Source organism: Streptomyces bluensis (assembly GCF_014650715.1).
Lineage (GTDB): Bacteria > Actinomycetota > Actinomycetes > Streptomycetales > Streptomycetaceae > Streptomyces > Streptomyces bluensis.
On record NZ_BMVM01000011.1, the window covers coordinates 110594 to 124156 of the forward strand.

The window sequence follows — 13563 nt, forward strand, 5'->3', positions numbered from 1 at the left end:
CACGGGCGGGCCGTGCGGCCCGCCCGCTCCACGCTACTTCAGGCCGATCTCCTGGCAGGCGGCCTCGTACTTCGGAGTGCAGATGTCCTCGACGGTGTAGACGTCGTCCCGGATCACGGTCTCCTTGATGTTGTCCTTCGTGAGGGCGACCACCGGCACCAGCATCGACGGGATGTCCTCCTGCGTCGGGCTGTCGACCCTGTCGCGGGCCAGTGCGTCGAACTCGATCGTGCGGCCCTGGACCTTGGCCACCGCTATCTCCGCGGCGTTGTTCGCCTCCAGCAGGAACGACTTGTACACACTCATGTACTGCTCGCCCGAGATGACCCGCTGCACCGCGTCCAGATTCGCGTCCTGCCCGGTCACCGGAGGAACCTTGTTGACGCCGGCCTCCTTCAGCGCGTCGATGGCGGCGCCCGCCAGGCCGTCGCTAGCGGTGTAGACGGCGGCGATGTTGCCGAGCCCGATGGACTTGATCGCCTTCTCCGTGTTCGCCTTGGCGACCGCGGGCGACCATTCCTTGGTGTAGTAGGACTCGGCGATGACCACGCTGCTCTGCAACTGCTTGAGCGCGCCCTGCTTGACCAGCTCCGTGTTCGGGTCGCCGACCGAGCCGTTGATCATGACGACCTTGCTGGTCCTGGCCTTGTCGCCGAGCGCCTCCACGACGGCGCGGCCCTGCACCTCCCCGACCAGCGCGTTGTCGTGCGAGACGTAGGCGTCGATCGGGCCCTCGGCGAGCCGGTCGTAGGCGATGACGGGGATGCCCGCGTCCTTGGCCTTCTGGACGTCGGGGGCTATGGCCTTGGCGTCCAGCGCGTCCACGACGATGACGTCCACCTCGGCGGAGATCATCTCCGCGAACTGTCTGCTCTGCTTGGCCTTGCTCGCATCGGCGTTGGCGTAGAGGACCTTGCCCTTGTCGTTGGTCAGGTCAGCGACCCGCTTCTTGATGAGGGGATAGTCGAACTTCTCAAAGCGAGCCGTGTCCTTGTCGGGCAGGAGGAGACCCACTGTGATGTCGTCGCCCTTCCTCGGGGACGCGGCGTCGCTGCTGCCGCCGATTCCGTCGACGACACCGCACGCGGTGAGGGAAAGGGCCGCGCTCGACGCGGCGAGGGCAAGGGCGAAACGACGCACAGCGATCCTACGGGTGGTATCAGCGTTCACATCAGGTGCCTTCCGGGGGAAAGAGAGCATCCTGGCAACCAGGTGACTGCACAGCCAACGCGGCCAGGGCACGAGGCGTCAAGCGGCGCTGGTGAACGGGACGGGCACAGGATCTTTACGGAACCCCCCGAGGTTGGCGTGACAGGTGTTTAGGGCGCGTTCGGACGGAATCTCCCCAGGTGGGAGGGGGTTGAGCGAAGTGTCCGGCATACAGATGCCCGGCGGCGCGGCCTCCGGACGCCCCTGCTGTACGGTGTCGGCGGCCCGCGCGCCGGTCACACCGCACGCCGCTGCCCGACGGCGTCGTGTGGCTGATCGATGAAGGGTTCCGGCGGCGCGCCTGCGGCAAGGGGAATCGCCGACGTGGAAAGGACTCCGATCCGGACCGGAGCGGTGTCTGATGGAGGCGAACCGCCGCACCTCGTCGAACCGCCGTACCCCGTCGAACCGCCGTACCCGATGCCTCTGCCTGGAGTCGCCATGAGCACACCGCGGGACCTGTTGATCACCGCCCTGGAGGTCGCACCGGACCGTCCGGTGGAGCAGGGCGATCTCTCGCTGGCCCTCGCGGGAGCCGAACTGTGCGACCTCGTCAGCGCGGAGGTGGTCGCTGTGGACGGCGACCGCATCGTGCCCGGCCTGGTCACCGCCATGGACGACCGGCTGTTGGACGCGGCGGCGTCGTCGCTCGACCGGGAGGCGCCGTACGAGTCCGTCGAGGACTGGCTGTGGCGCCGGGGCCGTGGCCTGTACGCGGCCTATCTCGCCGACCTGGAGGCGGAAGGTCAGGTCACCAGGCAGCGCAACCGGTGGCTGCCGCTCCGGACCGGCCGCAGGACACTGGCCGACTCACCCGCCCGCCGACACGCGGCCGAGCGCCGGTTCTCGGGCGACCCCGTCCTCGCCGCCCTCGCGGCCGCTGTGGGGATCGGGCCGGAACCGGCCGAGGACCTGGCGGATCTCGTCGACGACGCGGTGCTGACCGTACTGGCCGCGGTCAATGACGCGGTGATGGAACTGGAAGCGGTACGGCAACGGCGAAAGATCGAGGACGCGGCCTTCGACAACGTCTGGCGGGGCCCCTGACACCAACCTCCGCCCGCGCACGGCATCTTGGGCACTCCTCCGGTCCGTACCTGGCCAGTCCCCGGTCAGTTCCCCGGATCACCCTGGTCACTCCGGTCACCCCCGGTCAGGTCCAGCAGCACCTTGGAGGCGACCGTGCGGTCCCGGGCCATGTCGAACGCGGCGACGGACTGCTCCAGCGGGAAGGTGTGGGTGACGGTCGGCTCCACGGGCAGCCCCTGAGCCAGCAGCGACAGGGCCTCGTCGAACTCGGTGTCGAAACGGAAGGCTCCGCGCAGGTCGAGTTCGCGGGTGACCGCGACATTGCCCAGCAGGGGGACCTCGCCGGGCGGCAGCAGTCCCAGCAGGACGACGGTGCCGCCGCGGCGTACCCGGTCCACGCAGGTCCGCAGCCCCGCCGGTGCCCCGGACGCCTCGACGGCGATGTCGAAGGAGGACGCCCAGACGGGATCGTCGGACCGGTCCGCGCGTGCCGTGGCGGTGGCGCCCATCTCGGTGGCGATCCGCAACGGCTCGTCGAAGAGGTCGCTGACGACGATCTCCGCGGCGCCGTGGTGCCGGAGTGCCGCCACGACGAGGCAGCCGATCGGACCGGCGCCGGTGACCAGGACCCGCTTGCCGCTCACCTGGCCCGCCCGGCGCACCGCGTGCAGGGCCACCGACAGCGGTTCGGCGAGCACGGCGCGGCGCAGGCTCAACCCGGGCGGCAGGGGGCGGATCTGGTCGGCGGGGACGCTGATCAGCCGGGCGAATCCACCCTGAACGTGCGGGGTGTGGGCGGCGCTGCCCAGGTAGCGGGTATGGGCGCAGATGTTGCGCCTGCCGTCGGCGCACTCCTGGCAGGTGCCGCAGGGCGTGGCGGGATGGACCGCCACGGGGGTGCCGACGGCCGGGCCGTCCGGTCCGTCGGTGCCGGGCCCGAGGGCGGCGACGTGGCCGACCACCTCGTGGCCGAGCACCATGGGTTCCCGCAGGGCGAAGTCCCCGACCCGCCCGTGGTGGTAGTAGTGCAGGTCGGATCCGCAGATCCCGCCGAGCGCGACGGTGACCGCGATCTCGCCCGGTCCGGGAACGACGGGCGGTCGCTCGTCGACCCGCAGATCGCCGGCTCCGTGAACGACACACGCTCGCATGGGGAAGGCTCCTTGAGGGGCAGGGAGGGTCACAGGACGGAGAGCATGCCGCCGTCGACGTACAGCACCTGGCCGCCCACGAAGTCGGAGGCCGGCGAGGAGAGGAAGAGCAGGGCACCGACGAGGTCCTCGACGTCGCCCCAGCGGCCGGCGGGCGTCCGCTTGCGGACCCAGGCGCTGAACTCCTCGTCCGCGACGAGGGCGGACGTCAGCTCGGTGTCGAAGTAGCCGGGGCCGATGCCGTTGACCTGGATGCCGTACGGGCCGAGGTCGGCGCACATGCCCTTGGTGAGCATCTTCAGGCCGCCCTTGGTCGCCGAGTAGGGCGCGATACCCGGACGCACCGTCTCGCTCTGCACCGAGCAGATGTTGATGATCTTGCCGCGGCGCCGGGGCACCATGCGCCGGGCGACCTCACGGCCGACGAGGAAGGCGCTGGTGAGGTTGGTGTCGAGCAGGCCGTGCCAGTCCTCGTCGGTGAAGTCGAGGATCGGGGCGCGTCGTTGGGCGCCGGTGTTGTTCACCAGGATGTCGATCGGCCCGGCCCGGTTCTCGATGCGGGCGACGGCGTCGGCGACGGCGGCGGAGTCGGTGACGTCGAACGCCTCCCCGAGGACGGCCTCACCGAACGTCTCGGCCAGCTGCTTGCGGGTTTCCTCCAAGGCGACGCTGTCACGGCCGTTGAGGACGACCGTGCAGCCGGCTTCGAGCAGGCCCTTGGCCAGCGCCCGGCCGATACCGCGGCTGGATCCGGTGACCAGGGCCACCTTGCCGGTGACGTCGAAGAGCGGGTGGCAGACGGGATGGCTCACGTGTGTCGTTCCTTTTTCCACTGAGTGGGAAACTTATCTGCTCAACGGAAAACATCGTCAACAGTGCGGGCAGGCGCTGTCAACCACTGAGTGGAAATCCTTTCCGTCCAGTGGTTGCGCTCAGTGGTAATTTGCCGCTGTGAGTACCAGCGAAGTGCCGACCGATGTCGTCGGCCGGGCGATCCGGCTGCTCGTCCTGGTCGGCGAGCATCCGCACGGTGTGACGCTGTCGGTACTGGCCCGGGAGAGCGGCGTCCCCGTCAGCACCGCGCACCGGCTGGTCAACTCCCTGTGCCGCGAGGGCCTGGTGGAGTTCGAGGCCGCCGACAAGCGCTACAGGCCGGGCCTGCGCCTGTTCCAGCTCGGCCAGCAGGCGGGCCAGGCGTACGGGTTCGCCGGTACGGCTCTGCCCGTGATGCAGCGCGTGACGCGGCAGACCGAGGAAGCCACCCTCATGTCCGTACTCGACGGCACACGGCACCTGTACGTGCACTACGTGGACGGCCCCCTGCCGGTCGGGGTGCGCAGCGAGCCGGGCCGTCACGGCCCGCTGCACTGCACCTCGATGGGCAAGGTACTGATGGCCTTCGCTCCCGACGACGTACGCGCCGACCTCCTGGACCGCGTCGAGCTCACCCCGCACGGACCGAACAGCATCACCGACCGCGAGGCCCTGCGCGAAGAGGTCGCCCGCGCCGCCGAACGCGGCTACGCCACGGCCGACGAGGAGCACCACCGCGGCCTGCGTGCCGTGGCCGTTCCCATCCTCCGCCCCGACGGCAGCGTCTTCGCCGCCCTGTCCACCGCAGCGCCCGCCTTCCGCCGCAGCATGGACGATCTGGTCGCCATGGTGCCGCTGCTCCAGGCGGCGGCCTCCGAACTGGGCGTCCGGCTCCCCGCCCGCTGACCGTCACCGACCAGCGCGCTCAGGACGCGAAGACGGCGAACGCCTCGGTGATCGCCTCCGGACCCACGTCCTGGGCCAGCAACTCATGGAGCAGGAGGCGCGCCCGGTACGGACCGAGGTCGCCGGCCGGGACGAGTCCGCGGCCGATCAGGTCCATCTCGGAGCCTGGATAGCCGTACGTCCCGGTCAGGACAGGGCCGTTGTCGATGCGCGAGGAGAGAACCACGGGGACCCGCGCGGCGAGCCGTTCGAGGGTCTCGACGAGTCGCCCGGGCACGTGGCCGACGCCGAACGCGGCGATGACGAGCCCGTCACATCGGCCGTCCCAGGCCGCGAGCAGTTCACCGTCGTCACCGAGGCTCACCGTGTACAGGCCCACTCGCACGTCACGGACGCGCGGCCCTGCCACAAGGCCGAACCGTCGGGGCGGCGCGGCGGTCAGCCGTACGCTCCCCTCGGTGATCCGGCCGATGGGCCCGGACCCGGGTGACGTGAAGGCGGCGGGGCTGGTGGTGTGGGACTTGCGGACATGGCGTGCCGCGTGGATCTCGTCGTTCAGGACGACCAGCACCCCGGCGCCCCGCAGGTGCGGGGCGGCTGCCGCGAGGACTGCCGCGTACAGGTTGGCGGGTCCGTCGGGGCCGGCCATGGTGGGGTTGCGCATGGCTCCGGTGACGATGACCGGCTGCTCGTGGCGGTGACGAAGGCCGAGAGCGAACGCCGTCTCCTCGATCGTGTCGGTGCCCTGCGTGATCACGACTCCGTCGATACCGCCGCCGGTGAGGGTCCTGTCGACCGCCGAGCCGAGCTCCGTGAGGTCGTCGAAGGTGAGCGAGGCGCCGGACACACGGCGGAAGTCGTGCACGCGCAGCTCGACGCCGTGGCCCTCCAGGCCGGGGACAGCGGCCAGAAGGTCATGGGCGGAAAGGGCCGGGGCGACCCCGCCGGTCACCGGATCGGCCGTCATGGCGATCGTGCCGCCGAGAGAGTAGACAGCCACCGTCCGCGTCGCGCTCATCCTCGCCCACCTTCCGATTGGTCTCGGCCCGGGTGATCCTGCCCTCCGGGAGAGCGCGCGACGCGGGCCCCGGCGACGGATGAGGCACAAGGACACGGATGAGGCACATGGATAGGGGGCGCTGCGGACCGCTCGTGGCTGGCCCGCAACGCCCCCTGGCAATCACCTGAGGGGATACCTCAGGAGTCAGTGGGCCGAAGCCGTCCGGCTACGACTGGACCTGGGTGGTGACCAGGTTCGAGAAGGTCGTCAGCCGGGTGTAGACACCGGGGTACCGCGCGTCGGCGCAGCCGTAACCCCAGGAAGTGATGCCTGCCAGGACGCCCCCGATCATCAGGGGACCGCCGCTGTCGCCCTGGCAGGTGTCCACGCCGCCGGAGGAGTAACCGGCGCACACCATGTCACTGGGCATGAAGTCGGAGCCGTAGGAGCTGGAGCTGCCGCAGGTCGAGTCGGCCACGACCGGCACGGTCGCGGTGCGCAGCTGGTTGGAGGAGGAGCCACCCGAGGAGGTGGTGCCCCAGCCGAGGATCCGGGCGGTGGTGCCGGCCGCGTACACGGAGGTGTCGGACGAGCCGACGTACCGTGCCGGCGTGTACGGCATCGAGGTCGACAGAGTCAGCACCGCCACGTCCTTGCCCGCGGTGGCGTCCGTGTAGTTGGGGTGGATCCATATCCGGCTGACCTGGCTGACCGTGCCGTCGGTGCCGTTGCGGTAGGTGCGGCCGCCCACGACGCGCGTGCTGCTGGTGGTTCTGCCGACCACACAGTGGGCCGCGGTGATCACCTTGGTGGGGGAGACCAGGGTGCCACCACAGAACTGGCTCTGCGAGGCGTTCGTGATCTGCATGACGTACGGGTACGCGCTCGCGGTGGTCGTCGTACCGCCGACGATGGGGGAGGGGGCGGCGACGGCGGAGGGAGCGCTCAGCAGCGCGGACGCGGCGGCGGCAGCGGCCGCCGCACCGAGCACGGCGGTCTTCTTGGCACGCTTGAACCCGAACAAGTGGGGTCTCCTTCATGGGGGTTGCCGGTGGGGGACGCGCGGGTGTGGGGGTGGTGCACCGGGCCGGGAGTTTGGTCCGGTGTGCCCTGCGTGCGGCACGCCCTCAAGCTAGAAGTGGCCACAATCAACCCCCAATGGGGGAACCCCCTAAGGGAGTTGGGCAGGGAAAACCCTCGATGACCCCACGGGAGCGGGCTCGTAGGCTGGCACCGGGGCAGCGTGCAGGTCTCGGCTCGTACGCCTCAGCCCGCACGTCTCAGCCCGTACGCCTCGGCCGGGGCGTGTCGGCTCGTGCACCTCGGTTCGTGCGTATCGGCCTGTACGACTCGTCTGTGCAATCGGCCCGTACGTCTCGGCTCGTACGCCTCGGGGAGGTCAGTTCGTACGGTGTCCCGCTGTCAGCCGCACGATGTCCACCCGCGACCGGATGCCCAGCTTCCGGTAGACCCGCGTGAGCGTCGCCTCCACCGTCTTGACGCTGATGAACAGCCGACCGGCGATCTCGCGGTTCGTCGCGCCCTCCATGACGAGTTCGGCGACCTGACGCTCCGTCGCGGCCAGAACGGCGAGCGCGTCCAGCGCGGCCGGAACCGGGGCGGCGGGCGGCTGCGGTGCCGGGGCGGCGATCGCCCGCTCGGCCTGCCTCAGCCACGGCAGGGCCCGGCAGCGGCGGAACAGCCGGGTCGCCTCGTCGTACGACGTCGGACCGGGCCGGGGCGTGCGCAGCCCCGCCAGGGCGTACGCGGCCCGCGCCTCCTCCAGACCGTGGCCCAGCTTGGCCAGCCGGTCCTGCACGGACGTCAACTGCCGTACCGCGGCCTCCTGTTCGCCGCGTGCCGCGCGCACCAGCGCCTCGGACCGGTCGAGTACGGCGAGCACGCTCTCACGCCCGAGCCGCAGGGCGCGTTCCCGCGTGGCGGCGATGAAGTCCTGCGCCTCGGCGTACTCGCCCACCCGTACCAGCGCCTCCGCCAGGTCGCCGTGCCAGCGTCCACGCGCCGGATCGGTGACCCCGAGGCTCTCCTCCAACTCCCGTACGCGGCGCAGGGACTGGACCGTGCCCGCCGCGTCGCCGGCCACCAGCTGGGCGTACCCGAGGGAGCCCAGGGCGCGGGAGAGGTACACGAGGTCACCGTCCGCCTCGGCGTGCTCCGCCGCCTCCCGGGCCAGCGCGAGCGCCCGGTCGACCTCGCCGCCCGAGGCCTCCGCGAGCGCGGTGAGCATGGCGGAGGCGCCCTCGCCGATCCCGGTGTCCCGGGCCAGGCGCAGGCTCTCCCGGGCGAGGTCCAGCGCCCGGCCGCAGTGCCCGGAGCGCAGCTCGGTCTCGGCGAGGTAGCGCAGGAAGTGCACCTCGCTCTCGACCATGCCGCGCCGGCGGACCTCGCGCAGCAGCGCGGTGACCGTCTGACGGGCCTCCGGGAGCTGGTCGCTCATGAGCAGCCAGCGGAACCGGGCCGCGCCGGCGCCGTTGTGGTGGCAGGCCACGTGGGGGTCCTGCGGTTCCTTCAGCGCCCGCTTGATGGTCGTGGGCGCGTCCGGGTGGCCCATCAGGGTCTCGATATGGGCCTGGAAGGCCAGCGCCAGAAGCTCGGTGCGCCGGTCGCCGGCCCGCTCGGCCAGCTGTGCCGCGTGCGCCGCCTCCTCGCGGCCGTCCGCGAAGTCGCCCTCCACGACCAGTGCCCGCCAGGCCAGTTGGTAGCGGACCAGGGCGAGGAGTCGTGGGTCGTCGCCCGCGTCGGCGAGCGCCTGCGGGTAGGCGGCGTCGACCTCGGAGATGGACTGCCCGGCCGCCTCGATCACCACGATCCAGGCCCGCACCCGGTCGGCGGGTTCGGTGGCCCGGCCCAGCACCTCGCGGGCGATGTCCCGGGCGAGGTCGTTCTCCCCGGCGGTCACCGCGTCCTCCGCCGCCTGCAGCCGCCGCTGGTCCGGACCCGGCTCGGCGTCGGCCGGGGTGTGCCGGGCCGCGAGCAGCCCCAGCTCCGCGGCGACCGAGGGGGCGCCCCGGTCCAGGGCCACGGCCGCGGCCTCCCCGAGTCGCGCGGCGACCGCCGGGTCCGTGCCGGTGGTGGCGAGGGCCAGGTGACGGGCGCGCTCGATGGGGTCGGAGGCCGCCGTGGACAGCGCGGCGTGGGCGGCACGCCGCTCCTGGGCGCCCGCCTCCGCGTACAGCGCGGCCGACACGAGGGGGTGTGCGAACCGTACGCCGGGGCCCTCCCGCTCGGGGGCGAGCAGGCCGAGCGCGACGGCCTGCGCGGTCTCCGCCTCGGCGTCCCGGCGGCCGGCCGCGTGCAGCAGGGCCAGCGTGGGGCGCGCCCCGGCGCTCGCCACGAGCAGGGTGCGACGGGCCTCCACGGGCAGCATCTCCAGCCGGTTCAGCACCAGCGCCCGCAACGAGGTCGGCACCGGCAGCGGCTCGCCCGGGCGCGGCGGGGTCGGGCTCTCGGCGAGGGCACGGCCGAGCTCCAGCGCGAAGAGGGGGTTGCCGCCGCTGGTGCGGTGGATGTCCCGTACGGTCGAGCGGGGCAGACCGGTATAGCCGCGGAACCCGAGGAGCTCGGCGACCTGGGCCTTGGTGAGGGGGTTGACCCGGATGGCCAGGGTCTCGGGGGGCAACGCGCGTAGATGACGGTCCTGCTCCTGACTCTGCGGGTCCGTCGCGGTGCGCGCGGCGCAGAGCATACGGACCGGCATGCCGCCGAGCCGGCGGGCGGCGAAGCCGAGGAGTTCGGCGCTGGCCGAGTCCAGCCACTGGAGGTCGTCGGCGACGATCAGGACGGGCCCCTTGGCGGCCAGCGCCCGCAGGGCCGACAGTACGGCGAGCCGCAGGGCGAGGCCGTCGCGCTGGAGTGTGGACTCGCCGCGGCCGGTGAGCGCCGACTCAAGGGCGTCGCGCTGCGGGGCGGGCAGCCGGTCGGACACCTCGTCGATGACCAGGCCGAGCAGGTCGGCCAGCGCGAGGAACGGCAGATGGGATTCCGACTCGGTGGCCGAGCAGCGCAATACGGTTCGCGCCGATTCGGCGTATTCCGCGGCCAATGTCCGCAAAATGGTCGACTTTCCGATTCCGGCGGGTCCGTGCATCAGCACGCTGCCGCCGCGCGCCAGTTGCTCGCGTGCGGCGATGAGTACCTCGTCCCGGCCGACGACCAGGTCGGGGCGCGGTCTGCCAGGCTCCTTGAAGTCCCGTAGCACGGTCCACCGCTCCCCTCTGTGTCACGTCCGGGCCAATATTAGGCAAGGACTCTTTGAATTTCGGACTCACGGCGTGGTGAGGGAAATAACAGGAGGGACCGCACGAGGGCAAGTCGGGCCCCGTGCGGAAAGCAGTGCTCTGCCTCTGCGAATGGCTGCCGCGGCCCCGGAACCGGGGTGGGACGCGCCCCTGCACGGCCCGGACGAGATCGGTCCCGGCAAGGGGCGCTGGGCCCCCGGCCCGACGGGGCAGCCCCAGGCCACCGCCGGAGGGGGCAGATTCCGGCCACCGGCCCGACAAGGCAGACACATCGCCGAGCGAAGATCCCCTGCCACCTGCTCTTCCCTCCCTCGGCGGCTCCGAAGCCCTGTTCGGGGGTAGTGAGATCTGCGTCACACGCATTACACGATGTCAGACGGCTGTCCGGCAAGGTCACGGACGGGTTCCGGGTAGCCCGGGACTTCGCCTGGCCCGGCCCGGGCTTCAAGGTCGTATCGCCTACGTGGACCGTGCCGACGACGTGTTGAAGACGTCAAGTTCAGGGGACATTGCTCTTCGTACGCGGATCGCGGCGCGTGATGACGGCACCTTCGTACCGAGGAGTAGGGGAGAGCGATGCGGGTCCCGATGACGATTTCGGACTTTCTGGACCGCGCCGAGCTGGGCTTCGCCGCCAGTCCCGGTGTGATCGACGAGCCGAGCCAGCCCGCGGCGCCGGTGCCGGCCTCGACGTACGGGCGGCTGGGCGAGCGCGTCCGGGCGTGGCAGGCAGGGCTGGACGCGCTGGGTGTGGAAGAGGGCGAGCGGGTGGCGGTGGTCAGCCACAACTCGGCGCGTCTGCTGGAGTTGTTGTTCGCGGTGCCGATGAGCGGGCGGATCTGTGTACCCGTCAACTTCCGTCTGAAGGCGGAGGAGATCGAGTACGTGGTGCGGCAGAGCGGTGCCTCGGTGGTGCTGGTCGACCCCGAGGTCCGGGACGCGGTGGCGGACATCAAGGCGGAGCACCGGTTCGTGCTGGGGGAACAGACGGAGGGCGAGCTGATGCGGTTCGGCGTGGAGCCGCGCCCTTGGTCGAGTCCGGACGAGGATGCCACCGCGACGATCAACTACACCTCCGGAACCACTGCACGCCCCAAGGGGGTTCAGCTCACCCACCGCAACATCTGGGTGAACGGGCTGACGTTCGGTCTGCACACCCGCGCGTGGGAGCGGGACGTGTATCTGCACACGCTGCCGATGTTCCACTGCAACGGCTGGGGCATGCCGTTCGTGATGGCCGGGCTCGGCGTGAAACAGGTGGTGCTGCGCAAGGTGGACGGGGCGGAGATCCTGCGGCGGGTGGACGAGCACGGGGTGACGTTTATGTGCGGTGCGCCGGCGGTGTGGAACGCGGTGCTGGACGCGGCGGCGGGCTGGGAGGGGGAGGTCCCGGGGCGGGATCGGGTGCGGATCGTGTGTGCGGGGGCGCCGCCGCCGAGCCGGATGATCCAGCGGGTGGAGGAGGAGCTGGGTTGGGAGTTCACACAGATCTACGGGTTGACGGAGACCTCGCCGGTGCTGACGTTCAACCGGACGCGTCCGGAGGACGAGGGGCTGCCGGCGCGGGAGCGGGCGCGGAAGCTGTCGCGGGCGGGGCTGCCGGCGCTGGGGGTGAAGCTGCGCGTCGCGGGTTCGGGCGAGGTGCTGGCGCGGTCGAATGTGGTCCTGGACGGCTACTGGGAGAAACCTCAGGAGACGGCGGCGGTGCTGGAGGGGGGTTGGTTCCACACCGGGGACGGCGGGTCGGTCGACGAGGCGGACGGGCATCTGACGATCTCCGACCGGAAGAAGGACGTGATCATCACCGGAGGCGAGAACGTCTCCTCGATCGAGGTGGAGGACACGATCTTCAGCCATCCGGCGGTGGCGGAGGTGGCGGTCATCGGGGTGCCGGATGCGAAGTGGGGCGAGACGATCAAGGCGTTGGTGGTGCTGGCCGAGGCCGCCGAGGTGTCCGAGACCGAGATCATCGCGTACTGCAAGCAGCGCATCGCAGGCTACAAGGCCCCCACGTCGGTCGAGTTCCGGGACGCCATCCCGCGGACGGCGACGGGGAAGGTCCAGAAGTTCAAGCTGCGGGAGCCGTACTGGCAGGGTCGCGGCCGGGGCGTCAACTGACGCTCCATGCGCGCGTCGATGTCGCCGCACAGACCCCTGGCGTATGGCCCGACTCGTCTGTCATGGCGCCTGACCAGGGGACCTCCTGGTCAGGGCACCGTCGCCCGAGCAGGGCGAGCAGATGGCATCCGGCCGGACGCCCTGCTGCATCCGGTCCCGACTCCGCGCGCAGGATCAAGACGTGTGAGTGAGGTGTTCGGCCAGCAGACCGGCCACAGCCCGGCGTGCGTACGGATTGTCCAGGGCGGCGGCGGGGGCGGTTTCCCGAAGCAGTGGCTTCCACCGGGGCACGTCCGTGTGGATCATCACGGTCACGTCGTGCGGCAGATCCCGCGACGACGCCCCGACCAGGAGGTGCACGGGGCCGTCGTCCAGCACTCGGCGGGGCCGCGTGACGTCCCATTGGGCGAGGTCGTCGGCGGCGACGGGGAACGTGACCGTACGCTCCTCGCCCGGGGACAACTCGACGCGGGCGAACGCGGCGTCACCGGTCTCGGGTTCCGGGGCGGAAAGTCATCAAGGTGCTCGGCGAGCTCACTGGCCGCTCTGTGCAAGTGTGTCCTCACGTCCGTCGAGGATGGCACGGACGAGGAGTGCTCGACCGGCGCCTGCCTGATCCGATGACCGCACGACGAAGACGCCCTGGCCTCATGACTGGGGTCATTTCGTGCGTTCGGGGCCGCCCTACTTCAGGCTGCCCTCAAGGGCCTCGAAGATGTCCGAGTCCGTCTCCTTCTGCCAGTCCGGCAGGTCCGGCCAGTCGGCCACGTACCCAGGCCTCGGGTCCTCGAAGTGCTTGAACATCTGCGCCGTTCAGGAGTCTACGGGCGACGTACCCGGACCCGGAGGCCGCGCCAGCCGCAGGGCTGCGAGTACGCCTTGCGGAATTGCCGCATGACCAGCTCGTCCTCGTCGGCGCCCAACTCCTCGCCGAGGAGGAGTTGCAGGTGCCCGATCAAGGCCGGCGAGGCTCCCAAGCTGGCCCACCTGGCCATCAGCAGGGCCATCGCCCGGCTGGAGGGAGAGGCGACGGACGACGAAAGGGAAGTGGTCATCACACCGCGCCTCATCATCCGCA

Annotated in this window: 10 protein-coding genes and 1 pseudogene; 3 read left to right on the top strand and 8 right to left on the bottom strand. The window is 71.1% G+C overall.

Going from position 1 to position 13563, the window contains the following annotated elements; genetic code table 11:
- Positions 1-33: 33 nt before the first annotated feature.
- Positions 34-1140, bottom strand: a complete 1107-nt coding sequence (locus IE262_RS25535; RefSeq protein WP_229877464.1) for a sugar ABC transporter substrate-binding protein — start codon at positions 1138-1140, stop codon at positions 34-36.
- Between the two features lie 510 nt (positions 1141-1650).
- Here IE262_RS25535 and IE262_RS25540 point away from each other — a divergent pair.
- Complete coding sequence (locus IE262_RS25540) at positions 1651-2256, top strand: GOLPH3/VPS74 family protein (RefSeq protein ID WP_189876854.1); 606 nt, start codon at positions 1651-1653, stop codon at positions 2254-2256.
- A 65-nt stretch (positions 2257-2321) separates the two neighbouring features.
- On the opposite strand, the gene IE262_RS25545 is transcribed toward IE262_RS25540, so the two are convergent.
- Positions 2322-3389 (bottom strand): L-idonate 5-dehydrogenase, encoded by a 1068-nt coding sequence (locus IE262_RS25545; RefSeq protein WP_189876857.1) that lies wholly within the window; start codon positions 3387-3389, stop codon positions 2322-2324.
- Between the two features lie 29 nt (positions 3390-3418).
- The gene (locus IE262_RS25550) at positions 3419-4201 is read right to left on the bottom strand and encodes an SDR family oxidoreductase (protein ID WP_134028403.1); all 783 of its coding nucleotides are present in this window, start codon (positions 4199-4201) and stop codon (positions 3419-3421) included.
- Between the two features lie 139 nt (positions 4202-4340).
- Here IE262_RS25550 and IE262_RS25555 point away from each other — a divergent pair, with 139 nt between their 5' ends.
- Positions 4341-5108 (top strand): IclR family transcriptional regulator, encoded by a 768-nt coding sequence (locus IE262_RS25555; RefSeq protein ID WP_189876860.1) that lies wholly within the window; start codon positions 4341-4343, stop codon positions 5106-5108.
- A gap of 19 nt (positions 5109-5127) precedes the next feature.
- On the opposite strand, the gene IE262_RS25560 is transcribed toward IE262_RS25555, so the two are convergent.
- The 3 genes from IE262_RS25560 to IE262_RS25570 form a co-directional block, all read right to left on the bottom strand.
- Positions 5128-6126: an asparaginase gene (locus IE262_RS25560; protein WP_189876863.1), complete on the bottom strand. Its 999-nt coding sequence runs from the start codon at positions 6124-6126 to the stop codon at positions 5128-5130.
- 208 nt (positions 6127-6334) lie between these two features.
- Entirely contained in the window at positions 6335-7132 is a 798-nt protein-coding gene (locus IE262_RS25565; protein WP_189876866.1) for a S1 family peptidase, read from the bottom strand.
- Between the two features lie 375 nt (positions 7133-7507).
- Positions 7508-10327: an ATP-binding protein gene (locus IE262_RS25570; protein ID WP_189876869.1), complete on the bottom strand. Its 2820-nt coding sequence runs from the start codon at positions 10325-10327 to the stop codon at positions 7508-7510.
- A gap of 616 nt (positions 10328-10943) precedes the next feature.
- On the opposite strand from IE262_RS25570, the gene IE262_RS25575 reads away from it, so the two are divergent.
- Positions 10944-12485, top strand: coding sequence for an AMP-binding protein (locus IE262_RS25575; RefSeq protein WP_189876872.1), 1542 nt, complete (start codon positions 10944-10946; stop codon positions 12483-12485).
- 174 nt (positions 12486-12659) lie between these two features.
- Here IE262_RS25575 and IE262_RS25580 read toward each other — a convergent pair.
- Positions 12660-12953 (bottom strand): annotated as a pseudogene (locus tag IE262_RS25580) (fibronectin type III-like domain-contianing protein); the annotation flags it as partial.
- 353 nt (positions 12954-13306) lie between these two features.
- A complete protein-coding gene (locus IE262_RS25585; protein WP_189876874.1) occupies positions 13307-13540 on the bottom strand; it encodes a hypothetical protein in 234 nt (77 codons plus the stop codon).
- Positions 13541-13563: the final 23 nt, after the last annotated feature.

Coding starts and splice junctions, on each gene's coding strand:
- IE262_RS25540 (WP_189876854.1), top strand. CDS start 1,651: ATGAGCACACCGCGGGACCTGTTGATCACCGCCCTGGAGGTCGCACCG.
- IE262_RS25545 (WP_189876857.1), bottom strand. CDS start 3,389: ATGCGAGCGTGTGTCGTTCACGGAGCCGGCGATCTGCGGGTCGACGAG.
- IE262_RS25560 (WP_189876863.1), bottom strand. CDS start 6,126: ATGAGCGCGACGCGGACGGTGGCTGTCTACTCTCTCGGCGGCACGATC.
- IE262_RS25575 (WP_189876872.1), top strand. CDS start 10,944: ATGCGGGTCCCGATGACGATTTCGGACTTTCTGGACCGCGCCGAGCTG.
- IE262_RS25585 (WP_189876874.1), bottom strand. CDS start 13,540: ATGACCACTTCCCTTTCGTCGTCCGTCGCCTCTCCCTCCAGCCGGGCG.